21 protein-coding genes and 1 tRNA gene are annotated in these 25213 nt (G+C 60.3%); 17 read left to right on the plus strand and 5 right to left on the minus strand.

The window, feature by feature from the left end:
• Window positions 1-44 precede the first annotated feature (44 nt).
• The 9 genes from N5A93_RS08180 (at window position 45) to N5A93_RS08220 (ending at window position 9076) form a co-directional block, all read left to right on the plus strand.
• Entirely contained in the window at window positions 45-818 is a 774-nt protein-coding gene (locus N5A93_RS08180) for an ABC transporter ATP-binding protein (protein ID WP_268954598.1), read from the plus strand.
• A 47-nt stretch (window positions 819-865) separates the two neighbouring features.
• Window positions 866-1627, plus strand: a complete 762-nt coding sequence (locus N5A93_RS08185) for an ABC transporter substrate-binding protein (RefSeq protein ID WP_268954599.1) — start codon at window positions 866-868, stop codon at window positions 1625-1627.
• 62 nt (window positions 1628-1689) lie between these two features.
• Complete coding sequence (locus N5A93_RS08190) at window positions 1690-2388, plus strand: ABC transporter permease (protein ID WP_268954600.1); 699 nt, start codon at window positions 1690-1692, stop codon at window positions 2386-2388.
• A complete protein-coding gene (locus tag N5A93_RS08195; RefSeq protein WP_268954601.1) occupies window positions 2385-3071 on the plus strand; it encodes an ABC transporter permease in 687 nt (228 codons plus the stop codon). The genes N5A93_RS08190 and N5A93_RS08195 overlap by 4 nt, the downstream gene beginning before the upstream one ends.
• A gap of 25 nt (window positions 3072-3096) precedes the next feature.
• Window positions 3097-4470: an aspartate aminotransferase family protein gene (locus tag N5A93_RS08200; protein WP_268954602.1), complete on the plus strand. Its 1374-nt coding sequence runs from the start codon at window positions 3097-3099 to the stop codon at window positions 4468-4470.
• A gap of 25 nt (window positions 4471-4495) precedes the next feature.
• Window positions 4496-5986, plus strand: a complete 1491-nt coding sequence (locus tag N5A93_RS08205; protein ID WP_268954603.1) for a M81 family metallopeptidase — start codon at window positions 4496-4498, stop codon at window positions 5984-5986.
• A gap of 3 nt (window positions 5987-5989) precedes the next feature.
• The gene (locus N5A93_RS08210; RefSeq protein WP_268954604.1) at window positions 5990-6892 is read left to right on the plus strand and encodes a MurR/RpiR family transcriptional regulator; all 903 of its coding nucleotides are present in this window, start codon (window positions 5990-5992) and stop codon (window positions 6890-6892) included.
• A gap of 1 nt (window position 6893) precedes the next feature.
• Window positions 6894-8219, plus strand: coding sequence for an aspartate aminotransferase family protein (locus N5A93_RS08215; protein WP_268954605.1), 1326 nt, complete (start codon window positions 6894-6896; stop codon window positions 8217-8219).
• Window positions 8220-8245: 26 nt separating this feature from the next.
• A complete protein-coding gene (locus tag N5A93_RS08220; RefSeq protein WP_268954606.1) occupies window positions 8246-9076 on the plus strand; it encodes a 3-oxoadipate:acetyl-CoA acetyltransferase in 831 nt (276 codons plus the stop codon).
• Window positions 9077-9546: 470 nt separating this feature from the next.
• On the opposite strand, the gene N5A93_RS08225 is transcribed toward N5A93_RS08220, so the two are convergent.
• From N5A93_RS08225 to N5A93_RS08235, 3 genes are all read right to left on the minus strand, one after another.
• Window positions 9547-10353: a DUF6544 family protein gene (locus tag N5A93_RS08225; protein ID WP_268954607.1), complete on the minus strand. Its 807-nt coding sequence runs from the start codon at window positions 10351-10353 to the stop codon at window positions 9547-9549.
• Between the two features lie 138 nt (window positions 10354-10491).
• Window positions 10492-10680, minus strand: coding sequence for a hypothetical protein (locus N5A93_RS08230; protein ID WP_268954608.1), 189 nt, complete (start codon window positions 10678-10680; stop codon window positions 10492-10494).
• Window positions 10677-10883: a hypothetical protein gene (locus tag N5A93_RS08235; RefSeq protein WP_268954609.1), complete on the minus strand. Its 207-nt coding sequence runs from the start codon at window positions 10881-10883 to the stop codon at window positions 10677-10679. Before N5A93_RS08235 ends, N5A93_RS08230 begins: the two co-directional genes overlap by 4 nt.
• A 210-nt stretch (window positions 10884-11093) precedes the next feature.
• On the opposite strand from N5A93_RS08235, the gene N5A93_RS08240 reads away from it, so the two are divergent.
• The 8 genes from N5A93_RS08240 to N5A93_RS08275 all read left to right on the plus strand — a co-directional run bounded on the left by N5A93_RS08240 (window position 11094) and on the right by N5A93_RS08275 (window position 22648).
• Window positions 11094-12445, plus strand: a protein-coding gene (locus tag N5A93_RS08240) for an IS3 family transposase (protein ID WP_440590573.1) whose coding sequence is annotated in 2 segments (ribosomal slippage) — window positions 11094-11429 and window positions 11432-12445 — 1350 coding nt in all. Because the reading frame shifts where the segments join, the coding sequence is not laid out codon by codon here.
• Between the two features lie 122 nt (window positions 12446-12567).
• Window positions 12568-14061 carry a hypothetical protein gene (locus N5A93_RS08245; protein WP_268954611.1) on the plus strand — a complete coding sequence of 498 codons (1494 nt, stop codon included), beginning with the start codon at window positions 12568-12570 and terminating at the stop codon, window positions 14059-14061.
• Window positions 14058-16469: a phospholipase D-like domain-containing protein gene (locus N5A93_RS08250; RefSeq protein ID WP_268954612.1), complete on the plus strand. Its 2412-nt coding sequence runs from the start codon at window positions 14058-14060 to the stop codon at window positions 16467-16469. The genes N5A93_RS08245 and N5A93_RS08250 overlap by 4 nt, the downstream gene beginning before the upstream one ends.
• Window positions 16470-17271: 802 nt before the next feature.
• Window positions 17272-17712, plus strand: a complete 441-nt coding sequence (locus N5A93_RS08255) for a helix-turn-helix transcriptional regulator (RefSeq protein ID WP_268954613.1) — start codon at window positions 17272-17274, stop codon at window positions 17710-17712.
• Window positions 17713-17899: 187 nt separating this feature from the next.
• Complete coding sequence (locus tag N5A93_RS08260; protein ID WP_268954614.1) at window positions 17900-19735, plus strand: site-specific integrase; 1836 nt, start codon at window positions 17900-17902, stop codon at window positions 19733-19735.
• Window positions 19728-21446 (plus strand): hypothetical protein, encoded by a 1719-nt coding sequence (locus N5A93_RS08265; RefSeq protein ID WP_268954615.1) that lies wholly within the window; start codon window positions 19728-19730, stop codon window positions 21444-21446. The genes N5A93_RS08260 and N5A93_RS08265 overlap by 8 nt, the downstream gene beginning before the upstream one ends.
• 297 nt (window positions 21447-21743) lie before the next feature.
• A complete protein-coding gene (locus N5A93_RS08270; RefSeq protein ID WP_268954616.1) occupies window positions 21744-22139 on the plus strand; it encodes a hypothetical protein in 396 nt (131 codons plus the stop codon).
• Window positions 22140-22213: 74 nt separating this feature from the next.
• A complete protein-coding gene (locus N5A93_RS08275; RefSeq protein WP_268954617.1) occupies window positions 22214-22648 on the plus strand; it encodes a hypothetical protein in 435 nt (144 codons plus the stop codon).
• A 40-nt stretch (window positions 22649-22688) separates the two neighbouring features.
• On the opposite strand, the gene N5A93_RS08280 is transcribed toward N5A93_RS08275, so the two are convergent.
• Entirely contained in the window at window positions 22689-24944 is a 2256-nt protein-coding gene (locus N5A93_RS08280) for a DUF6538 domain-containing protein (RefSeq protein WP_268954618.1), read from the minus strand.
• A gap of 177 nt (window positions 24945-25121) precedes the next feature.
• Window positions 25122-25196 (minus strand) — tRNA-Asn (locus tag N5A93_RS08285).
• Window positions 25197-25213: the final 17 nt, after the last annotated feature.

Raw genomic sequence — 25213 nt, forward strand, 5'->3', positions numbered from 1 at the left:
TGTTTCAAAATGCGTTTCATTTCAGATTAGGACGCTCGATACACATGGTTGCCACCCCCTCTGCTCCAGCGCTGGAAATCGAAGGGCTCGAGAAAAGCTTCGGTCAGATCAAGGTCCTGCGCGGGATCGACCTGATTGCGAACCGCGGCGACGTGGTGTCGATCATCGGTGCGTCCGGTTCCGGAAAATCCACGTTTCTGCGCTGCATAAACATGCTGGAAATGCCCTCGGCAGGCACGATCCGCGTGGCGGGCGAGGAGATCAAGACGCGTCAAGGCAAGGATGGCCTGGAGGTGGTGGATCGTCGCCAATTGCAGCGCATCCGATCGGAACTGGGCATGGTATTTCAGGATTTCGCGTTGTGGAGCCACCTGTCGATCCTTGAGAACATCACGGAAGGGCCACTGCGCGTGTTGGGCCTTGGTCGGGCGGAGGCGCTGGACAGGGCCGAGGCACTGCTGGAAAAGGTGGGCCTCGCGGAAAAACGTGATGCCTATCCCGCGCATATGTCGGGCGGTCAGCAACAGCGTGCCGCCATTGCGCGCGCACTTGCGATGGAGCCGCAGGCGCTGCTTTTCGATGAACCTACATCGGCGCTGGATCCCGAACTCGTGGGTGAGGTGCTGCGGGTCATGCAGTTGCTCGCCGATGAGGGGCGCACGATGATCGTCGTCACTCATGAGATGCAGTTCGCGCGCAACGTGTCCTCCAAGGTGATGTATTTCCACCAGGGCCTGGTGGAGGAGGAGGGCACGCCCGAAGAGGTCTTTGAACAGACCAGATCCGACCGCTGCCGGCAGTTCCTTTCTGGGGGCTGAGGGCGGCCAATCAACCAAAGAAAACACAACAGACAGGAGATCAAACCATGACACCCAAACATATCATTGCCGCCGCTCTGGGCATTTTCGTAGCGCAAGGCGCAGCCGCCGATGCGCTACGCATCGCGACGGAGGGCGCCTATCCCCCGTTCAACTTCGTCGATGAAAGCGGCGAAGTGCAAGGGTTTGATGTCGAGATTGCCAAGGCGCTCTGCGCCGAGATGGAAGCAGAGTGCGAGATCGTCACGCAGGCGTGGGACGGCATCATTCCGGGGCTCAAGGCAGGCAAGTACGATGCCATCGTCGCGTCGATGTCGATCACGGAGAAACGCAAGCAGGCGGTGGACTTCACCGATCCTTACTATGCTGCCGGTGCCGCTCTGATTGCCCCGAAGGACAGCGACATCACCTACACACCCGAGGGCATGGACGGCAAAACCATCGGTGTCCAGCGCGCGACGACCTATGCCATACTGGTGGAGCAGAAGTTCCCCGGTGTCTCGCTCAAGGCCTATGACACGGTCGAGAACCACAACCTCGATCTGCAAGCGGGTCGTCTGGACGGCGTCGTGGCGCAGCAGGTTCTGATGTTCGACTGGCTGGAAAACGAGGGTGGTGACGCGTTCGAATTCAAGGGCGAGCCGGTGAAGGACGTCGAATTCATCGGTGCGGGCGCCGGGATCGCGGTCGGGAAAGGCAACAGCGAGCTTCTGGAGCGGCTCAATGCGGCGCTTGATACGATCCAGCAGAACGGAACCTACGAGCAGATCAACGCGAAGTATTTCCCGTTCTCGATCAGCGCCGAATGATGTATCGCGCGCCTTGCCCCATTGGTGGGGCAGGGCGCGTCTGACGAACAGGACCCGCCCCCGTGTTCAACCTCGAAGGCTTTGGCCATCTTCTTCTGCAAGGCACGCTGATGACCATCCAGCTGGCCCTTGTGTCGCTGGCGTTCGGCCTGGCCTTTGGCCTGATCGGCGCCACGATGAAGCTTTCTCGCTTTGGGATTCTGCGGTTGCTGGCGGGCATCTATACCGCGCTGATCCGCGGCATCCCCGAGCTGATGGTTATCCTTTTCGTCTATTATGGCGGGGTGATCCTGCTGAATAATTTCGCGGGTTGGCTGGGATATGACGGCTATATCGATGTTTCCGCCTTTGGCGCTGGTGTGGCGGCATTGTCGTTGACATTCGGCGCCTACGCGACCGAAATTTTCCGCAGCGCCATCCGCACCGTGCCAACCAACCAGATTGAGGCCGCGCGCGCGATCGGCATGTCGCCCGTTACCACATTCCGCCGTATCCTGCTGCCGCAGATCTGGCGTTTCGCGTTACCGGGGCTGGGCAACACATTCCTCATCATTCTCAAGGAAACGGCGCTTGTTTCGGTGATCGGACTCGAGGAACTGATGCGCAAGACTGATATCGCCGTAGGCTACACCAAGGAGCCATTCACGTTCTTCATGTTTGCGGCGCTGATCTACCTGGCGATGACCGCTTTCGTCATGGCCGTCCAGCAGCGCCTTGAGAAGCGGGCCAATCGGGGCGTGGCCGGGCGGGTGATGCCATGAATTTCGGGGTGATGATCGAGGCGCTGCCTGACCTGATCGGCGGGCTCTGGCTTACTCTGGGTCTGGTGGCGCTGGCGCTGGTTCTGGGCTTTGTGATTGCGCTGCCGACAGCGCTGGCACGGCTGAGCAGATGGGCGCCGCTGCGCCTGGTTGCCTGGGCATATGTTTTCTTCTTCCGCGGGACGCCGCTCTTGGTGCAGATATTCCTGATCTATTACGGATTGTCACAGTTCGAGGGTATTCGGGCCAGTTTTCTATGGACTATTCTGCGTGAACCGTTCTGGTGCACGCTGATCGCACAGGCGCTCAATACCGGCGCTTACACGGCCGAGGTGTTTCGCGGTGGTATCCTGTCTGTCGCCCACAATCAGATAGAAGCTGCGCGCGCTGTCGGCATGTCGCCGGCCACCACCTTCCGCCGCATCATCTGGCCTCAGACGATCAAACAGGCGCTCCCTGCTTATGGCAACGAGATGATACTCATGGTCAAGGCCAGCTCGCTCGCCTCGACCGTGACGCTGATGGATATCACCGGGGTCGCGCGCACGCTGGCAGCCGAGACCTACATGCCGATCGAGATCTACACGATGGCTGGCGCGATCTATCTCGCGCTGACCTTCGCCATGAGCCAGATCATCCATATGCTGGAGTGGAAGATGGATGTCACACGGGCGCGAAAATGATGCGCAGACCATCGGAGAGACCGAGATGAACGAACGATTCAAAAACCGAACCGGTGAGGCGTTGAAGGCTGCCGATCTGTCGCATCACTTGCACCCTTTTACCGATCACGGTGCGCTGGCCGACGAGGGCGGGCCGCGCGTCATCACCCATGGGGAAGGCGTTTATCTGTGGGATACCGAAGGGCGCCGTATACTGGATGGCATGGGTGGACTCTGGTGCGTGAATATCGGCTATGGCCGCAAAGAACTGGGCGAGGTGGCACATCGCCAGATGGACAAGCTGGCGTTCTACAACACCTTCTTCAAGACCTCGCACGAGCCGGTGATCGAGTTGTCCGAACGCTTGGCGGGACTGACGCCCGAGGGAATCAACGATTTCTTCTTCGCAAATTCAGGGTCGGAGGCAAACGATACCGCCCTGCGTCTTGTACGCGGTTACTGGGCCGCGCAAGGGCGCCCCGAGCGGCAAGTCATCATCAGCCGCAAGTTTGCCTATCACGGATCGACCGTCGCAGGGGCCAGCCTTTGTGGCTTGCCTTCGATGCACGATGTGCCCAGCCTGCCGATACCGGGTGTCGTTCATGCGGATGGCCCTTACGCATGGCATGCCGGGCGCGATCAACACGATCCGGTCTATGGCGCTGATGCCGCCGACGCGGTCGAGGCCAAGATCCTTGAGATCGGCGCAGAGAACGTGGCCGCCTTCATTGGCGAACCTGTGATGGGGGCAGGCGGGGTCATTACCCCGCCGCCTGGCTATTGGACTCGCGTCCAGGAGATATGCCGCAAGCACGACATCCTTCTGATCGTCGATGAAGTGATCTGCGGCTTCGGGCGCACCGGCAAATGGTTCGGGTCGCAAACCTATGACATTCAGCCGGATCTGATGTGCATGGCCAAGGGGATGAGCAGTGGTTATCAGCCGATTTCGGCGGTCGGCGTCGGCGCGCGGATTGCTGATGCGCTGCGTCGGACACCGGGAGTGTTGTCGCATGGCTTCACCTATTCCGGCCATCCTGTCGCCGCGGCCGTGGCGCTGGAAAATATCGACATCATAGAGCGCGAGGGCATTGTCGATCATGTTCGCGAGAAGGTCGGCCCAAGCATGCGCACCCAGCTGGGCGCGCTGACCGCGCATCCGCTGGTTGGGGAAGTGCGCGGTATTGGAGGCATGTGGGCTCTTGAACTGACGGCCGACAAGGCCACTCGCGCGCCCTTCGATCCGCTTGGTTCCGTTGCCACCAAGGTGCGTAACCTGTGCTTCGAGCGCGGTCTTGTCACGCGCGCTGTGCGCGAGGGGTTGGTGTTTTCGCCGCCTTTGATCATCACCGAGGCGCAGATCGAGGAGATGGCCGAAATACTGACCGGCTGCCTGGACGATGTGGCCACAGCGCTTTGAATGGCGCGAGCCAAGGAGGACAGCCATGAAAATCGGTATTGCACGGCTCTGGCATGAAGCCAATTCCTTTGCGGCCGGCACCGTCTCTCTGGACCATTTCGAGGGCCGCGAATATGCGCGTGGCGCCGAGGCGGCAGAGCAGTTTCGTGGGACCACGGTGGAAACAGGCGGCGCTTTGGAATGGGCGGACCGAACGGGCGCCCAGTTGGTCTTCTCGCGTCTTGCTGCCTCTGCTCCTGGCGGGCCGGTGGAACAGGGGGTGCTGGACGCTCTGATTGACGAAATCGTGGAAGATCCGGTATTCGGCGACGTGGACGGAATTTATCTGTCGATGCACGGTTCTTGTATCGGGACGAATGACCCGTCGCCGGAAACCACGCTGGTCACGCGGCTGAGGGAGCGTTTTCCGGATCTGCCAATTTCAGCCTCTTTCGACATGCACTGTATCCCAACAGATGAAATGTGCGCGGCATTGGACGGCGCGACAGTCTATCGCGAGTATCCCCACACGGATATGCCGCAGGCGGCCATACGCGCATTGAACCTGCTGGAAGATTTGATCAAGCGCGGAACACGCGGCCGGGTCATGTTGACCTGCTGTGATCTCATTCTGCCCAGTTTCAACATGCGCACCGATGAACCCGGCCCGATGACCGAGATCGAGAATCTGGCGTGCCGGTTGGAAGAGGAACAGGCGAACGCTGGAATGCCGCTGGCCATCTACCCCTATGCCAGCTTCGCCTATGCCGATGTGCCCGCGGCCAATTCAGGCGTGATGGTGAGTATGAACACGCGCGATGACCCGGCAGCGTTGCAGGCGGCGAAGAATGTAGGCTGCTGCATGGTCAAGGAGATGACGGCGCGAAAGACCCGTTTTCGCCCGGACTTGCCAAGCGCCGCCAGCCTTTTGGAGCAAGCTCCCTGGCAAGATGGCCGCCGCTGGGCGATCCTTGAACCGTCCGACAACCCCATGTCGGGCGGCAACGGCGACACGACCGGGCTGCTTTCCGCGGCGTTGGCGGCAGACTTGCCCGAAGGTACCGTCTTTGCTTTCATTGCGGACCCGGCGGCGGTCGAAGACGCGCAGCGCGCTGGCATGGGCGCGACCCTGACGCTGGATCTGGGGGGCAGGCAGGATAGCCGATTTGGCGCTTCTGTGCGGGTGCGCGCCGTCGTGGAGATGCTGACGGACGGAAAGTTCGTCAATTCCGGACCCATGGAGCATGGGATTGCCGTCAATCTCGGCCCGACTGCGCTGCTTCGCGTAGGGCCGCTGCGCATTATCGTTACCAGCAGGGTCTATTCGCCCAACGATCCGGGCTATTTCCACTTGCACGGTATCGAGGCAACCGAGATCCCGTTGTTGCTGGCCAAGGCCAAGAACCATATCCGCGCGTCTTTCGGACGCAGTTTCGACGCGTTTGCCCAAGTGGAAACGCCGGGTCCGGCCATGGCAGACATCACGCAATTGCCCTTTTGCCATATCCCGGCCGCGCGGGTGGAACTGGAGACCTGAGATATGTCTGATGCAAAGAAAACCGAGATCATGACCCTGGCCGAACTTCACACCCGTATCGTGGACAGCCTGCCAGACATGCCTCGTCAGGTGGCGCTGGCCGCGCGCTATGTGGTGGATCATCCCGATGATGTGCCGCTTATATCGATGCGTGATCTGGCGGCATGCGCGGGGGTATCGCCAGCCACACTGCTGCGCTTGACCCAGACGTTGGGTTTCGAGAGCTGGGGTGATTTCCGCGCTTTGCATGTTGATCACCTGCGCCAGACCCCGGTTGCTTATACGGAACGGGCGACGCGTGCCCTGTCCCGCAGCGGGGTCGATGCACTGGTGGCCGAAAGTTTCGCCGCTTCCCGCGCCAACCTGGATCACGCCGAATGGGCCAACCCACCCGAGGCTTTTGCCCGCGCGGCTGCGCATCTGGCCCGGGCAGAGCGGGTGTTCATTTCGGCCTTCATGAGCTGCAGGGGGCCGGGTATGACATTCGCCTATCTCTGCCGGATGCTGCGCAACAATGTGGCTCTGCTGGGGGCAGAGGCCACGTCGCTAAGCGTCGATCTGGCGCTCCTCAGGCCCGGTGACACGGTGCTGTCGATAAATTTCGATCCCTACGGCCACGAAATTCACCAGATCGCCCGCGCGATCGAAACGACCGGTGCCACGCTGATCTGCCTCTCGGACAGTCGTGCCACGCCGCTCACCCGACTTGCGGCGGAGACGTTGCTGTTCCCCGTGGACGGTCCATCCTTTTTCCCTTCAATCGCGGCAGCTCAATCGCTGGTCGAGGCTTTGATCGCGGCTGTCTTGACCGAGCTTGGAGCCGAAGCCACCACGCGCATCGGGCATATCGAGCAAGCCCTTTATGACAGCGGCACCTATACCACCCTCCATAAACGGACCACATGACATGAGCCACGTTTTCCACCGAAGCGCCCATGACGCCCCCCTGATGGCCGCAGGGGCGGAGGGCGCATATCTCTTCGATACCGAAGACCGGCGCTATCTGGATGCGGCCGGGGGAGCGGCCGTGTCATGCATTGGTCACGGCGATCCACGCGTAACCGCCGCCGTCACCGAACAAATGGCGCGGCTTGATTATGCGCATAGCGGCTCTTTTACGAACGATCCGGCAGAGCGCCTGGCAGAACGGATATGCAGCAAGGCTGGGCAGGGCATGGAGCGGGTTTACTTCGTAGGCTCAGGTTCCGAGGCCGTGGAGACCGCAATCAAGATGGCCCGTCAGTGCCAGCTGGAACGGGGACAGCCAAACCGCCATATCGTCATCTCGCGCAGGCAAAGCTATCACGGGAATACGCTGGGAGCGCTGGCGCGATCGGGCAATGAAAGTCGCCGCGAGCCCTATGCGCCGATGCTGCCCGAACGGACGCAGGTGGATCCTTGTTTCTACTATCGTCACGCGCATCCCGGTGAGACCCCAGAGATGTATGGACGCCGCGCCGCCGATACGCTTGAGGCAGAAATCCAGCGGCTGGGCGCTTCGAATGTCGCGGCCTTTCTCGCCGAAACCGTGGTTGGGGCGACCACTGGCGCCACGACTCCCGAACCGGGTTATTTCGCCCGGATCCGCGATATCTGCGATCGCCACGGCGTTCTGCTCATCTTGGACGAGGTCATGTGTGGTGTATATCGCACCGGCCCCTTTCTGGCCTGCGCCGATGAAGAAGTCGCACCCGATATCGTGACATTGGCAAAGGGATTGGGCGGTGGCTATCTCCCAATCGGCGCGGTTGCCTGCACGCGCGCAGTATATGACAGTTTCGCCCAAGGCTCGGGCGGCTTCGTGCACGGTCATACCTATATGGCGCATCCAGTCTGCTGTGCCGCCGCTCTGGCGGTTCAGGGAGTGATCGAGGCGGACAGGCTCGATGAAAACGTAACCCGTCAGGGCGCCCTGCTGCAATCTGCGCTGCATGAGACGCTGGGCCAGCACGCTCATGTTGGCGATATCCGGGGGCGCGGTCTGCTCTGGGCGGTTGAGCTTGTAGCCTCGCGTGAAACGAATGCGCCGTTTGCGCCGACCCGCAAGCTCGCCCAGCGGATCGGAGCCGAGGCTGCGGCTCTGGGCTTGATGGTATATCCCGGTTCCGGCACGGTGAATGGGCATGAGGGCGATCACGTGTTGTTGGCCCCGCCCTACAATGTCACCGACGATCAGATCGCCTTCATCGCGTGTCAGCTGCCTCTCGCCATCAACGCTGCCCTGCGGGCGTAGCCGCGGCCAGTATATCGGATACCAACATGACCACACCCTGCATCATATGTGTCGCCATCACCGGCAGCGTCCCGACCAAGGCCAACAATCCGGCTGTTCCCATCACCGTTTCGGAGCAGATCGAAAGCACGCATGAAGCCTTCGAGGCTGGTGCCGCCATCTGCCACGCCCATGTTCGCAACGATGACGAAACGCCCAGCTCGGATCCAGAGAAATTCGCCTTGCTCCAGGAGGGTCTGCGCAAACACTGTCCGGGCTTGATCATCCAGTTCTCGACGGGTGGCCGGTCCGGTGCAGGGCGGAAGCGCGGAGGCATGCTATCGCTGCGGCCCGACATGGCGTCACTCTCGGTGGGCTCCAACAACTTTCCCACGCGGGTCTACGAGAACCCTCCCGACCTGGTGGATTGGCTGGCTTGCGAGATGCGCAGCCATGGGATCAAGCCCGAGGTCGAGGCCTTCGATCTCAGTCACATCTTTCAAGCGGCAAAGATGAACGCCGACGGGCGCATCCATGGTAACGTCTACATCCAGTTCGTCATGGGGGTAAAGAACGCCATGCCGGTCGATCGCCATGTGTTCGATTTCTACCGCGAGACCGTTTCCCGACTTATGCCGGACGCTCAATGGTGCGCTGCGGGGATAGGTCGACACCAGATCACACTGAATGAATGGGCGATCACGACCGGAGGACATGTGCGCACGGGGCTTGAAGATAACATGCGCCTTGACCGAGAAACGTTGGCCCCCTCCAACGCGGCCTTGGTGCGCCGTGCCGTGGAGTTGTGCGAGAAGCATGCGCGCCCGGTAGCCACCTGTGACGAGGCGCGCACTCTATTGGATTTGCCGCGGGTTTGAGGTGCAAAGGTTACGCTGAACTTGTTCGTGGGTGAGGCGCGGCGTGGTCACCCCGGATCACCCAGCGTTGCTTCCGGCTGATGCAGGCGGTCGAGGCGCAGGGCAGGGGAATGAACGTGTCGCTTCTGCCAGTGCTGATGCTGCTGATCGCGGGCGTCGCCCACTCGAGCACGCCAACCCCCTGGTGCAGGAATGGTTCGAGGCGGTCGAGGTCCCGAAGGGCAAGCGGAGGGAATTGTTCGAGACCGCGGGCCACGCGCCATTCCCGACCGAAATTTCGCGTTTCGTAGAGAAATCAGAGGCTTCGGGGCTCACATTTCCGGCTGTGAAAGATGAAAAGAGATGAACCAGACCAACGTGCCCAATGCCATATCATCAGCCTACTGACAGCATACCACTGAAGGTTGGACCAGTTCAGCGTGCGTTCGACGAGGCCAACGGAATCGGTCTTGGCCAGTCCGACCATGAGATCATGGCTGTGCCCCCGGAAATCTGATGTCGATGACGTCCGCGAGGAAGAACGGGAAATAGTCCTCCGTGCCGAACATGTTTCCCGCCTCGATCCGGAACGGCAGGCGGTAGCCCCCCACCTCGCGGAAATCCGACATCACAGCGCCGAACGGCTGCAATCTGTGGACCTTTTCGGGGTTGGCATTGCTCCAGCGCTGGAAGGAGACCTCGACCGGGCGTCCCTCTGGGTTGACAGTGACATCGACGGCCTGCTCGAGCTCCCCATGCGTGATGGTCACCCGGGCGGTGTATTCGTCCACAGTCGACCAACTGACGCCAGGTCCGGGCATGAGCGCCGCGGGTGCCCAGATTGCGGTCTCTGCAACATATCGCCCGAAGGCCGAACGCGTATGATCGGGATCGCCGCCTTGGCGCGCAACCGGGATCAGTCCGAATACCCGAAATCGCGTCCAGCTGCCGGAATCCGAGCCCGATATGGGCACGCCGCCGCGCATACGCATCGCCCAAACGAAACCTTCAGGTGCAGCGAGTATCTGGCGCGCTTCCATCCGCCGATATTTCGGGTCATCCTTGCTCTCAAGGCTGAACTCGCCCGTCATCTTGATGACGGCGACCGGTAGAAGCGGTGTTCCCGGCCGGATCGTGTACGCGAAGTATCGTTGGGCAGGTTCGGGCAGGTCGGTCACCATCTCCGGATCGAAGAGTTCGGGCTCCTCGGGCTGGAGCGCGGCCAACCTGTCCCATTCAGCCCTTTCCGCCCGCAGGTCCAGAACAAGAGATAATGCCAGTCCCAGAAGCCCAAGCACGAGGCCAAGCAGGATCCCAACGACGATTTTCATTGTGGCCATTCACTCCCACCTCTCGGGCCACTATCCATATAGAAGCCTACGATGCGATGACTTAGATTAATCTCGATGCGATGACTTGAGCCAGCATGATCGCAGTTAACCAACGTCGGTCGATGCATCAGACACCTCGGCTGTCTGATTCAGGGTCCGGAGCCGCGCCAGAAATCGGTCCACGTCCTCGTCGTCGAAGACACTATCGGGGCCATCCGGCGTCAGATCCGTGAACGGGCTGTCGTAGAGCAGGCCCCGATCAATCACCCCATTCCTGGTCAGGCGCTCGATCACGATGCCGACGCACTCGATCTGATCGGCCGAGGCACCGTCAGAGTTGAACTCTGCGAAATACCCTCGGGCCTCATTGCATCGTACTGCATGACCGACACATTCAGATCAGACGACAACCGTTGCAAACCAACGATCAGGTCCTCGCCCGCCTGCATCAAAGCCTCGATCGGCATCGGGTCCAGGCGTTCCAGCACGAACCACATGTCGCGCGAGTCTTCGGTTATCTGCGTGCGCGGGCCTTGCCGCCAGTTCCAGCGGCGGCAGGTGACACTGGTGTTGTCGCGCCAGATGACCTCGCCCGGATCGGGTGCGTCAACGACGGGCTGGCCTGTCTGACGTCAGCGCCTTTGGGACAGATTTGAGGTTTTCGTAACGGAGGATTTCTGGTTCATCGCAGCCACCAAGGAGCGAAGATGAACAAGAAATCCGGAACATCGAAGGACGCGGCCGACAAGCTGGTCACAGGGATCAAGCGCAAGACGCGCAAACAGTATTCGGCTGAAGAGAAGATCAGGATCGTTCTGGCAGGGCTGCGCGGCGAGGAGAGCATTGCCGCGCTGTGCCGCCGAGAAGGGATCAGCGAGAGCCTGTATTATACGTGGTCGAAGGAATTCCTTGAAGCGGGCAAGCAACGCCTGGCCGGGGATACTGCCCGCCAGGCGACATCGCCTGAGGTCAAGGAACTGCGCTCAGAATCGGCTGCGCTCAAGGAGGTCGTTGCCGATCTGACTCTGGAAAACCGTCTGCTCAAAAAAAGTATGATCGGGGATGGGGAGTGCGAGGCATGAGGTATCCTGCATCGGAAAAGCTGGAGATCATCCGCAGCGTCGAAGCCTCGCATCTGCCCGCTCGTCAGACGCTGGCCATGCTCGGCATCCCACGTACGACCTATTACCGCTGGTATGATCGCTGGTCGGAGGGTGGGCTTGACGCGCTCGAGGACACGCCGCCCCATCCGGGGTCTGTGTGGAACCGCCTCGCGGATGAGACCCGGGCGGATATCATCGAGTTTGCGCTCGAGCATGAGGAACTGACCCCGCGTGAGCTGGCGGTGAAATATACTGATGAGAAGCAGTATTTTGTATCGGAATCATCGGTTTACCGCATCTTGAAGACAGAAGACTTGGTAACAGCTCCGGCGCATATCGTAATGAAGGCAGCCAATGAGTTCCGGGATAAAACCACGCGCCCCAACGAGCTGTGGCAGACCGACTTTACCTATCTGAAGGTCCTGGGCTGGGGCTGGTTCTACCTCAGTACCATCCTGGACGATTACAGCCGCTACATCATCTCCTGGAAGCTTTGCACGACGATGAAGGCTGAGGACGTGACCGCCACGCTCGATCTGGCGCTGGAGGCTTCAGGATGTGACTGCGCGACCGTTGTCGCCAAGCCAAGACTTCTTAGCGACAACGGCTCGTCTTACATCGCGGGGGACTTGGCGGATTACCTCGACGACAAGGGCATGGATCATGTCCGCGGCGCACCCTACCACCCACAGACCCAAGGCAAGATCGAGCGGTGGCACCAGACCATGAAGAACCGTGTCCTGCTCGAGCATTACTTCCTGCCCGGTGATCTCGAGCGCCAGATTGACGCCTTCGTCGAATACTACAACAACCAACGCTACCACGAGAGCCTTGGAAACCTGACGCCCGTCGATGTCTACTTCGGCCGCGCTGAGCAAATCCTGAAACAGCGAGAGGAGATCAAACGAAAAACCATGCTCACCCGGCGCTTGCGCCACCAAACTGAAAACGCGTAAACTCAATCAAGGATGAGCCAGAGCCTCCAAACGAAAGCACGCTCTGATGTCCCAAATTATCTGAAGACGCACAATCCTGTCGCCCGACTCGCACAGGATGGCCCCTAAAACAGGACAAGCGCATGGACGGATCAGCACACTGGACAAGTATAGGTAAGGAACGCGGGCAGGACCCGCTTGCGATGCGAGCCCCGGTGGAATTTCTCTATCGTCGGTTGCTGTCCGGATTCAGCACGGTCACCACCCGCCTGCGCTATTACAGTTTCTACTCCTGGTGGCTGACCGAGTACTCGAGAAATGGCGCCACCGATTCCCGCGCCGATTACGATGACTGGATTCGCCGGGGTGAGGCGCTCTACGCCCTCGCTTCCCTATACAACCCCGAAAATCCGACCACCTCATCAGGTGAGCGCGGACTGTCCGGACGAGATTACGCGACTCGAGCCCTTGCCCAAGGCGATGAAATCATCGACTTCGCGTACGAAACAGCCCGGTCCACGCCGAAGACGGAGCGCTACATCCAGCGCAAGGGTGGTGACTTCTCGCAGGTCTACGCGCCCCAGATGCGCGATATCGGCCTGCTTGACCTCCGCGAGAAACAGAAGTTCATGGTGCCCACCAAGCAGGGACGAGCGCTCGCGCAGGCATTTGCAGATTCCGTGGGTGCGGCCGGATCAGCCTTTCTTGCGGCAGCCAAGGACAGGCGTGTAGACCGGGCAACACTCACTCAGATCGCGATTCTGCGCCCGAGTGCAATCGGAGATGACACCGAGGAGGCTGTCGCTTTGCGCGATCTCCTGCTGGGCCGCGATCTCGAGGCCGATTTTCACGCGGCGCGGCGCAAGACCCTCCACCTCATCCTTCAAGAGGCCGATCGAGAGACAGACAGAGAACTTTCCCAAGACAGCCTTCGCTGGTCATGGATGGAAACCATTCCCGACGATAACTCGCCCCTGGGGCAGACCCATGCCTCCTGGCGGCACTTCCAGGCGGGCGACACGGCCCGGATTGTCTGCGAGTTGCTCCTGCGCGCCGGCCTCGACCATCTTGCAAGACCAGCCGGGTCTCGCACGCTTCCCGAACTCGCCGGTCGCATCGTTGCCGACGCGCCCGAGATCAGCCTCGAAGCGTATCTCGTCAAACTGGAAGACGCCAATACGGGCATTTCACTCGAAGCTGTCCAGGCACGGGCGTGCGATGGGACAGCTATCCTCGACGACATCCTGTCTCCCCTCGCGCGGCTGTGGCGCATATGGGGGCAGGATCCCTCTCCACTCCTGGATGACTATCTGCCTCAACCCCACAGACAGACAGTGGCGACGATCCTGCAATGGATCGCCAGGGAGCGGAACACCTCTGCCGCTACCGCCCTCGCGCTTTTCTGCAAGGACTTCGTGCTTCGGCGCCACCTTTTCATTGCCGCCCGCAAGCTTCACGGCGGACGCTACACCTATCTCTTCGAGTTCGAAGAAGGGCGGCTCTTCTTTCGAAACTCCTTTGCGGTCAGCGAAGCGGGTCCGCGCCTCAAGACCGCGCAGATGTTCCTCGATGATGCAGGTCTCATCTGCAAGAAGAAGCTGACGGATCTCGGTCGCGCCGAGCTGGAGGCGGCATGAAGTATTACGCGATGTTGGGCGACAAGGGACACCACGCGACACTCCTGACCAGCTTCGAGATTGCGTCGGATGTGCTCGATAACGTGGTCTACCCCAAGCTCTCCAGCGGGGGCTCTCGCCTCATTGGTATCATCGGAGACCGGGATCGCGTGAACAGGCATTTCGAAGAGTTCGGGCCGTCTCGCCTGGCAGGGCAAACCTATCACTTGGCGAAGCGCAAGGTGAACGGGGCCTTTCATCCCAAAATCATCCTCCAGATCGGGAAGAATGGCGGACGGCTTGTCGTCGCCTCGTCAAATCTCACCAGCGGCGGGATTGCCGGCAACCTGGAGGTTGCCACGCAAATGACGGTCCACCAGGAAGAGACTTGGGCTGCGCCCCTGCTCAAGGCCTCTCTGGCCTACTTCAGCGCTCACACGGCTGCAGATGATCTCGCGATGTGGCGCATCATCAAGCGGGCGCAGCAGCGCGGCGCCAGCTGGCTCCAGCAGGCCGAGGCGGCCCGAGAGGTCATCGACCCCGACGGGAACCGGCATGCCTTACTCGTCGAAACCGAGAGCACAGGGGTCGCGGATCAGTTCGTCGATTTCACGCAAGCCGACAGTATAGAGAAGCTGGTGATCGTCTCTCCCTTCTGGGACCAGACGCTCGCGGCTGTCTCAAGGCTTCGGGAGAGCCTCGGCACCCCAGAGTTGTCGCTCGTTCTCGACCCACGGTATCACGACCTCGATCCCGGCGCTTTCAGCCAGCTGTCGCATGCGGGATTGCATTCCATTGAGGAGCTGGACGCACGGCACGGACGGCGTTTGCACGCCAAGATGATTGTCGCCTGTGGCCTGAACGCGGACTACGTCCTCTCGGGGTCGGCCAACGCCACGACGGCCGGTCTATACGGCCGACGCGGCGGCCCAGGGAATGCCGAGGCCTGCCTTGCTCGCACGGAACCTGCGGGGACGGCGCTCCACCGGCTGGGTCTTTCTGTTTGTCTTTCGGAGACAATCTCGATCGATACCCTGGCGCCACCCATACCAGCACCGGAAACGGAGACCGAGGCCGACGCGCCGGTGCGCGATGGCGGTGCACTCACGCTGCAGCACTCCCGGCTTATCTGGGTGCCACCGGACGATTGCGTTCCCGCGACCTGTAGGATCATTCTCGAGGGTAAAGGTGGTACTGCCCTGGAAACGCTTACTCCTCGGCGGATCGGAAATACATGGGGCGCAGACATTACGTGCGCAGATGCGCCGCCACTCCGCGGGCGCATCCATCTCTCCGAAACCGAAACCAGTGCGATCGTGCCCCTTACGTCGCTCGATAGGCTCGCGCAGAACAGCCTCGATCCCGTATCCCGCGACTACCAGAAACTGCTTGAAGCATTCCGGGACCAGGGTGAGCTCGGCGCCGAGATGCTGGATCTGGCCATACAGATCCGCGCGCGCCATGACGCTCACTTCGAGAGCCAGAGGCGAACGGTCAGAAGTGGGCGGGGCGGCGATAACGGAGACGAAACTCAGGACACTGACGAGAACCCGCCCGGCAACCCGCTCACCGAAGACGAGTTCTACAAGATAGAAACTGAGATCAAGGCGCTCAAGGACGAAGACGCCCGGTTCGGCCCCTTGGGTGAAACCTACCGCTTCATCAACCGGGTTCTCGGTCTCGGGTTGGACGTACAGGGCCTTGAAGACCCTGACGATCTCGCCGACCTCGACTCCACCAACGACGACGAGGTTCTTGAGGAGGACGATTACGAGGGCGACCCTGATGGCGGTAACAATGGCGCCGATCCTCCACCAGACCCTCCCCCGCAATCGCGACGGCCGCGCACGGCGCGCCGGAGGTTGAATAGTCCTGGCAAGATTCACAAGAACCTGAAGAAGCAGATATTCAGACTGCGCGAAGATCTCACCGAAAAGAGCATCGACCCCATGGACCCCGGTCCTGCGATGCTCTTGCGCCTGGCGATCCTGGCAATCATCGCTGACGGCGCACCGGTCGGCTATAGCGCCACGCCCGATCACCCAGTGCCTGCCGAGCCCGGAAAATCCGGGCCGGGATGGATCCGGCTCCTGGGTCTTCTACTCAGGGATATGGATCACGCGTGGGCGGCGGATCGGTTTCGAGACGAGCCGCCCATGCCTGAGCAACTCGATTGCATGGGTGCGATGGTCTTCGGGGCCACGATTGCTCATGAAGGGGCTGCCGCGACCGGTATGAAGTCTGGGATCTCCGATGACCACGAAAAGCTCTGCGCACGGATTACGCGCCGCATCGTGGATGTGGTGAAGGATCATCCTGCAGCGGCCAAGCGCCTCGAAGAGGCCATGGCCAGTTATGGCGCCGCGCACGCCAGGAGCGAGGCGCGCTATCAGAAGATTGGGGAAGAAAAAGCTATTGGAGGCCAGTGAAAAGCTTTTTGGGAGCGGTGCCAACGCCTTCCCGGTAGCGCGGTTTTCAGCCTAACGGGTCATTTCTCAGCAGAAATCAACAGTTTGAGGACCAAAGACCTTTTCTGAAGACATAAACTGCATCGCTCTGAAGAGTGATCAATTCTTGGCAGCGCGCTGCCTTTCCGCAATGAGTTGCATGCCTTCTGTCCATTGGACGGTTGTTCCGCGATGCCCAGTCCTCCTTTCTCGAATCCCGAATCTGGTTTTGCGATGTTACAAGGCTCGTGCATGCGTTTCGTGCCAGTAATCTGGATACGGTTGCGTACAATAGGAAACCAATTCAGGATTTTTTCAAACGAGCGTTCCGTAAGTTACTTATTTGCAATATTTCTCTGGCGCTTTCTGTTCAAGGGTGTCAGTGCCGCAGACCGTTCCGCAAAGTACGAGGAGGGTTCTGTTCGTGCATCCCGGGTTCCTGTTCACGCGACCTTGGGTTCCTGTTCATGCGACATTGGGTTCCCGTTCATGCGACATTGGGTTCCCGTTCACGCGACTTTGGGTTCCTGTTCACGCGACCGCAGGCTTATAAGGTTCTGAAAAGAGGAGCGGAATCGCGGCCCGAATCTATAGAATCTTGAATCCCCAGAAAAGACGGTCGGCGGTGCCGCCGTCGGCATTGTGAAGCGCGGAGAATTGGCTCGTCGCGTTTGAATGCGTTTCGGCTCTCCTGCTCAGAGGCTGGAGTCTTATCTCGAGTGGGCCGCCAAGATATTCGATGCCGTTTTGGATCGCCGGAGCCGGAGCCTAATTGCATGCGACCATGCAAGACAAGCCACTCAACCGATTTGATCTGATCCGCTTTTTCAACACGACTGAAAGGGGGCTCCCGCGCATTCTGCGGGAGCTCGACCTGAGACTCGTCGGTGGAACGACGCGCTGGTCGGTTGTCTGGCGAACGCTCGGGCTTAAAGAAGACCAGGACCCCTCCCAGATCGACGACCTGAGGGAACAGCTTCTCAGGGCCGGGGACGTCGCAAGCCTTCTCGGTGTCTCCACCTCCATCATCTATCGGTGGGAGAAGGGAAAACTTCCCAAGGGTCAGAGGCCCCTTCCCAAGTCCATCGACCTTTCGGACGGGCGAAAGAATTCCCGTGCGAAGCGCTGGCGCAAGGCCGAGGTGCTGGCCTGGCATACCGGAAAACCTATTCCGCGATACGCCAAAGCCGCTCCAGCCTTCGGCGCACTCATCCCCAACAAATAAGGACGTCAATCCAATGCAGACGACGCCCCCGATACACGATTTTCGCCCAACCGACACGGATCACCAGCAAGCGACCGGGATACAAACACCCGGAGGATTTCACCGGCGGTAATCTTCCAGGCGTGTGTATCCAGACCGCGTTTTAGCGACTGAAACCGCGTTCTGGTGACACACGAGAGGAAAACAAATGGTTCAGTTCACGATCAAGACCGACACCCCGGCCAAAGCCATAACCACAGGTCGAGGGTCGGCGTCCGCCGGGAAGACAATGTCCGATCTCCATACGTATGTCCAAGCGCGGACAGATATCGCGAGTTCCACGAAGAACTCGTATCTCGGCGCAATCGAATATCTCGCCGATGTCCTAAACAAACCCCTTATCACAATCGACGCATGCCTTGATGAATTCGATGAACGGTTTCCCAAGACTGCGTTCGATATAGAACAATGGCCGACCAACACCGCATTCGGACTCTGGCGCCGCCGAGTCCGCTCTCCGCTCAGGAAGTTCCTGGGCGTAACGAAAGCTTTGGCAGACTTGCGAATGCAGCAAGACGAATGGAACGATCTCTTCGACGCGATCGAGCCTCTTGTTTCCGGCAAGGTCGGGCAGTCCGCCAGATGGCATCCCATGAAGCTTTCTGCACTCAAGACTTTCGCGGTCGTCGCACGCGCCTACGGATATCTGCCTCGCGATATCGGTATTGCCGTCGCGCTTCGGCTGGACAGCGATTTCACGGGCAACAAGAGGGAGGCGAACCGTCGCTCTATCGACAGGCTGGATGAGTTGCGTCAGTTCCCGGAAATTCTGCCGCTGCTTCCTCCGCAAGCAGTCAATTTCAAGCCCGAACTCCGGCGCAAGGCCGTCGCTTCACTCGATCATGACTGGGAAGCGCAGTTCTGCGGGTGGATCGAAAAGGTGACCAAGACAGGTTGGGATCCCGTATCCCGACAATTCGCGGACGACCATCAAAGCCACGCCGATGTCATGCGCTCGGCGATGCGGACATTCCTGCGCATCGCGGTGGATACCGGACGGGTGTCCAACGCCGATGCCGATCTCGAGGTCGTGCTTGAAGATGATGATCTGGTGACCGAAATCGCTGGTGAATTGTTGGAGAGAACCACCAGGCGTAAATGCGAGGGGCGCCTCGTCCCGCGGACATGCCGGAAATACCTCAAGGCGATCGGGCAGATCAGGCGGCACCTTGGGATCGACAACTCTGAACTCGAGCTGATCATTGCGAACAACGCCATATCCCGAGAGGGTGGAAAGGCGGAAAAGCGGATGACAAAGAAGAACCGGCAGTTCTGCGAGGCACTGATCGACAAGCCCCATGTCCGACGCCGTTTCTTCTTTTCGTTCGAGACCCTCAAGCAGGAGGCGTCTTCCATCTTCGAAAAAGCCTCACTCGAGCGTCGCGACCTGACGCGAAGGGAAATCGGAACCGCGCGCCTCCTCGGCTCAGCGGCGTGTTTCGTCGCAATCGAAATCGGTGGAGCTCCGATCAGGATCGAGAACGCGATGGGCCTCACGTGTTTTGGTGACGATGCACAACTGCGCGTCCCAAAGGGCAAAGACAAACCGATACAGTTATGGATACCACCGGAATTGACCAAGAACAGGGAGGAGATCGAATTTCCCATCCAATATGACAAGTTCGGTTACTACGAAACCATCCGCTGGTATCTGAAAGAGATCCGTCCGCTGTTCCCGCATGCAGACAGCGGTCCGTATCTCTTTCCGGCGGTGAAGACTCCGGGCGCATCGATGAACCCGTCCTGGTTCGGATCGGAATTCTCGAACGTGATGCGTACATACGTGGATCTGCCCATGACGCCGCACCAGATGCGTCACGGCCAGGTTTCCCTATTGCTGAACAAGCACCCCGAAGAGATCGAAGTGATCGCGAAGCGCATCGACGACAAGGCCGCGACCATGCGCACGTTCTACGGATTCATCAAGGCGCTTCTGATGGTCGAACGGGGCCAGGACCTCCTGAAAGGATTGATCGATGTCTGATCGTAGATACGACACGCGTAGCCGAGACCAACTGCTTGCGGGCTCGCATTTCGCACCCTACAGCGGAACCGCTTCGATCAAGACGATCGGTTTGCGGGAATTGCGTACGCTCGATCAGTTTCTCGCTTGGTCGAATGAAACCGATCTTGAATTGACGGGCAGCGATGTTTTTCTGGCCTTTGCCGCGCAAGACAAATCCACCCGGCGCCTCGAAAACCTGCGAACGGCACTCGATCGATTGCTGCCTTCGGAGGCGAGTGCCCTCGTCGCTGTCCGCGATGCAATCCGGAGAAAGCATCCCCGGAGCAGGTCCTGTGACCGGCGTGACCGGGCAACGCTTCTCGAGAGCTCTCACATCGCGCCTTATCGCGGATTGGACGCGATCGAGGAGGTGGATCTGGAAGACCTTCGTGTTCTGGAGCGATTCATGGCGTTCGCGGCCGAGCGGGGGATCGACGTACCGGACGTCAAGGATTTCCTTTCGTTCTGCTCCGACGTGACGACCTCGCGACGCCTGCGCAGCCTGAAAGCCGCGCTCGATATCCTGTTGCCTGGTAATCCCGGCGTGATCATCACCTTGAATGCGGCCATTGCCGAGAAGGGCACACCCCGGTCGCCAGTCAAGTCGCCCAAGGCGCGACCGCCGGGGAAACGTCGGGTCACACTGGCCGGGTTGCCCGATCAATGGCAGCGACGTCTTTCCGCGCTGCGTGCGGGGCGCATGATCAACGGTCGGCGTCCACCGGCCCGGAGTGTCGTCAACAGTATGGAGGAGGTGTTGCGCGAATACGTGAAAGTTCAGCAGGATGCTGGCGCGGGCATCGACCTGACGGTCGAGGGCCTTCGACGTTTCGAAGACAGCAAGGCGAGACACGCGCAAAGGATCTCCGACCCGAAATACGCCGGGCAGGGCAATCGCCCTGCGACCCGCCACACGGCCACGATGCGGATCCGTCAATTCGCGGAATACCTGAGCTGCGATGACATGATAATTGCAGCATTCAGGACGCACGAAAATGCGCTTCGACGTGAATGCGACACCGTCGTGCCCCTGAAATTCGGTAGGTACGAAGACTTGCCGACGTTGGCCGAAACATGGGAGCTGGCTCACGATCTGCTCGAGAAGAGCTTCCGCACAAAGCGCAGGCAAACAAGGCTTCGGCTCGTCAACGAAGCCGCCGTGATCGCCCTCTGGACATTCATTCCGTTGCGCCTGCAAGACGGGCAGCTTCTGTGGGGGCGCGACATCTATCATGACGGAACGCGATACCGGATCGACATAGAGACGCAGAAGGAGGGGAAAGAACTCAGAGGTCGTCTCCACGAGGCATTGACGCCCTTTCTTGACGCGCTCGTGCTCACCGGCATCGACTCAGCATATCTCGATGCAATGCGTTCACGCGCCAATGCAGAAGAACTGCCGGTCTTCGTGCGAACAAATGGCCGGATGCTGGGCGCAGGCTACCCGTCGGCCGTCTGGCGAAAACATCTCGGAACCGGCGCGCACATCGCGCGCACGCGGATCCACACTGAGCTCGGGAGGCTCGGGCGTGAAGGTGTCGATGCCGCTCTCGCGCTGTGCGCGCAGAGAGATCAACGGAGCCGGACCTTCTATCAAGCAAGGGCTGTGGCCGTCGCGCAGCGCACCAGGGGCCAGGAAATGATCGATGCAATACTGGAGGAGAGCTCCGCCGAACACCAGGGTGCCTGATCGGCGCCGACGTTAGGAAAGGTCCTCGCAGAATGCGCGGACCGCCTGCCGTGCTCCTCCGCCGTGGCACCAGCGCAGGGACGCTGGCCATCTCGGCACTCCCAGGATTCCTTCTTGGCGCCGCCCGCAGATACCGGCGCTCCTCTTGCCGAGAGCGCCGGTATCAACGCCCGTGCAATCAACTGATCGCGGACCTTTCGCGCCGCCTATTCCCAGTCGCAAACCAGGACCCCACCAATTCGAAAGGAGACGTCCGGTGGGCTGACGCTGCACGAACGCAGCGGGAAAAGGAGAACAATGCTCGACAATTCCACTTCGATGCATACCAGTACCAATCCGGATTGCGACACACTTTTTCGAATCCGGGTTTTCTTGGCGACACAGGCTCCAGGCCTTGAGGCCGCGGCGCAGTTGCTCGGAGGCCAGCGATGGTCCGGACGCGTGCGGCAGCTCTGCGCGGATGTCAGTGACGGATCGTTGCCATCGCGCGCATGCCTACGCGAACTCAAGGCACTCCTCGGTCTTCTGAGGCTTGAGTCGGTACACGATCTTACATCCGAAGAAGCGGCGTGTTTCGCGATGATTGAGCCTACGGATCCGCGCATCTTTGAAATCTGCCTGATCACCGATCGACTGGCGCAGTTCCTTGATGAGTATCAGGCAAGACCACCGGCCGACGCCAGCCAGACATGATCACATTCCGGCCCCTTGGGGCCGGTTCTGAAGGGCGGGCCCGCTGCTCGTCCCGTCCAGGAAAGGACATGGTCATGAAAAATGTAATCAACGACGCGACACTCGAAGACCTGATTTTCGAAGCCCTACAAAGAGCAAGGTCATTTGTTGCGGCGCTCAGGGGTGACAGATTCGTAATAAACGCTCGCGACAGTGCTTTTGTCGGTCGGTGCCTATCCTCAATTGAGGAGGGGCGCATACTCGAAGAAGATGTCGCGGGCACTCTCGATGCCGTCCGCGAGGTTCTCTGCCGGGAAATCGAGAAAGAGACACTCGAAACCCGTCAGGTTTTCGAGGGCTATCACGATCCCGAGATTGGCGACGTTGGACGTGTCATCGAGATACCGGTTCGGACAGTGCGCGGAGATGATCTTGCTGAATTGCTTGCTCAACTCGATGGGTTATCCAAGGCAAGGAACGCTGCGGTCGACCGATTGCGTGCAGAGAAGGAAGTCCGCAAACGGATCTGAAATGGGGCCCTGCCGCGCCGACGCGCGGCAGGGCCTTCACTCATCCGACCACACGAAGCCCCTGCGTCTCCGCCTTCTTCCGGGCTTCACTCGGCGCGTCAGAAAACGGACTCCTGATCATCGAAATGTCGATTTCGACATCCCGGATGCGCTCGAGGAGCACGTCGATATGCAGGCCCTGACTGTATGAACGATCTCCTTCGTCGCGCGGCTCGTGTCCCATCAACCGACATCTGATCGCGTCGGACTTGTCGCGGTTCATCAGGTCACCGTGGAAAGTCGTCCGGAATGCGTGGAAATCCAGACCGGGCCAGTAGCACTCGTTCGTCTGGCGATAGTACGTGAACTTCTTCGAGAAATTCTCCGAGAACTTCCCCTTGGTTTGCCCGCGGGTCAGGTTCGGAAAGAGGCGGCTCTGCCCCTGGCGCCGGCGCATCTCCACGAGTTGCAGCAAGCCCAGTTCGATGAGCTGCGGATGCACGGGTACCTTGCGTTGAGACTCGTCCGATTTGACATGGTTGGCATCGCATCGCTTGATGTCGATATAAGGTATGTTTCGATCGCTGCCAAAGTCCTCGGGCGCCAGCTGGCAAGCCTCTTCCTCCCGGAACCCCATGAGACGGGCGAGAAGGGGAAGCCAGAACAGCGGCTCGCCAGGCTCGTCGATCTCGCCCTGAAAGACGGGTGAGTGGAACAGCGTCAGGATCCGGTCGTCCCAGACGGTGCGGGCCCGGCTCGCCTCTTTTGCGGCCATGCGCTTTTTGTCGCTGTTGGAGACCGAGCAGATTTCGAAAGGATTTTTGTCGATCAACTGAAGGTCATACAGCATCTGCCCCACGGCACGCATCGTCCGACGATGCTTGATGATGGTTTCCGACCTTAGCCGGGGTTGCAATGCCTCGCGCCGCGCCTGCTCCTTGTCCGCCTCTGTCGCATCGGTGCGGGATGCCACAATATGGAGATTGGCTTCCGCGTCCGTTTCCTCGTCCGAGTCGATGCGTTCAATGAGTTCACGATAGCCATTTTCCGCCAGATATCTTTCCTGTCCCTTGCCGTGCTTGGCTGGGATGCGCGGCAGGAAAGCCAGGGCATCGCGGATGTCGTTCTTGCTCGCATCCTCGAACGTCACATTCCCAACGAATTCCGGCCAGAACGTTTCCGCGAACCGGATCTTGCTGGCGCTGTCCTTTTGCCATTTCCGGCCTGCATCGGCGTCTCGCGTTTGCTCACGCGCAAATTCATTACCGTATCCGGCCTCCTTCAGTTCGCGATACAGTCTGATCGCCTGGATCACGGTGATCCCGCGTGGTGAGGCAAGTGCCATGCGACTTTCCTCGCTCAGGTCTCGCAGGTCGATGTTCTCCAGCCGTGGGGGTCGCATCTTTGCCCTGATGGCGGCCTCGTCCCCGAGAGTGGCCGCGGCGCGGATCTCGACGGGGGCCTCGGCTTGCGATGCACTTGCCGGCGACGGGGACGGCTCCTCTTGTCGAGGTCGTGCCGTGGTCTCGCCGGCCCGGGGCGCTTCGATTGTCGTGCAGATGGGGGCCGGCACCGGCGCGGTTGGCGCCGTGTAACTCGCAGCGACGGGGGCGGCAGCAATCTGAGACGGCGTTCCGGGAGGCATAGGCGAGGCAATCGGAGCCGGGGTGGCGGCGGTCCTGATCGATGCTGCATTGCCTGGCATTCCGTTTGAGATTGCACCAGGCGCGGCACGGGCCGACACGAATATCGGGCTCGGGGTGTCGAACCGCCCGAGTTCGCGGTTCTCCCGCTCTCGGCTGACATCGAGAAGGATCCTGGTGGCCTCGTAGGCGAGCATCCGCCAGTTCTCGGTGTCTTCGGCCAGATGAACCCCGAGACGCTCGGCGACGGCTCTCAGGGGCGCGCGGACCACCTCGCGATCGCCGCAAGCCAGGGCGCGGCGCAGGACGGCCTGCGTCGCCTGTTCGCAGGCAGCGGCCTGGTGGGCGGCCGCCTCGCTTCGAGGCGGTGCCATGGCCCGCGCGGCGGCGTGCGCGTCGATCTGGAAGCGCGCCAGAGCTTCGAGCAACCGGATGTCGTCGGGTCGCAGATGGTCCATGTCTCTCTCCGTCACCATCGCGAATGCGAGGTCGCAGAGCCCGGTGAGGCGCCGTGCGAGCTCTTTCGCGTCGGTCGGGACATGGGTGCGCAGCGAGACACGCAGGAAATAGGCGGGAACAAGGTTGACTGGTGTCAGCCTTGCGGGAAGCCGTCGGCGGAAAAGAAAGCCGGCTGGGCGGCGTTCGAGATAGGGAACATGTGCGATTGCGGTCATGGCGCGACCCTCCGATGCGATGGTCGGGGCGGTCCGGAGTCGCGCAGGATGCGCAGAGTCGTGCGCGGTCGGTGTGTCGACCTGTGTCCCTGAATGTGCCCCATCCGGGGCACAAGGGCTGGACATGCGACTCCAACGAAAAGCATGTCCCATGAAATCAGGGGCTTGGAGGATTTTTGGCTCCGGCGGTAGGGATCGAACCTACGACCAATTGATTAACAGTCAACTGCTCTACCGCTGAGCTACGCCGGAACACGGTGGTCCGTATA

It is taken from the genome of Roseovarius salincola (genome assembly GCF_026891095.1).
GTDB classification, from domain to species: Bacteria; Pseudomonadota; Alphaproteobacteria; order Rhodobacterales; family Rhodobacteraceae; genus Roseovarius; species Roseovarius salincola.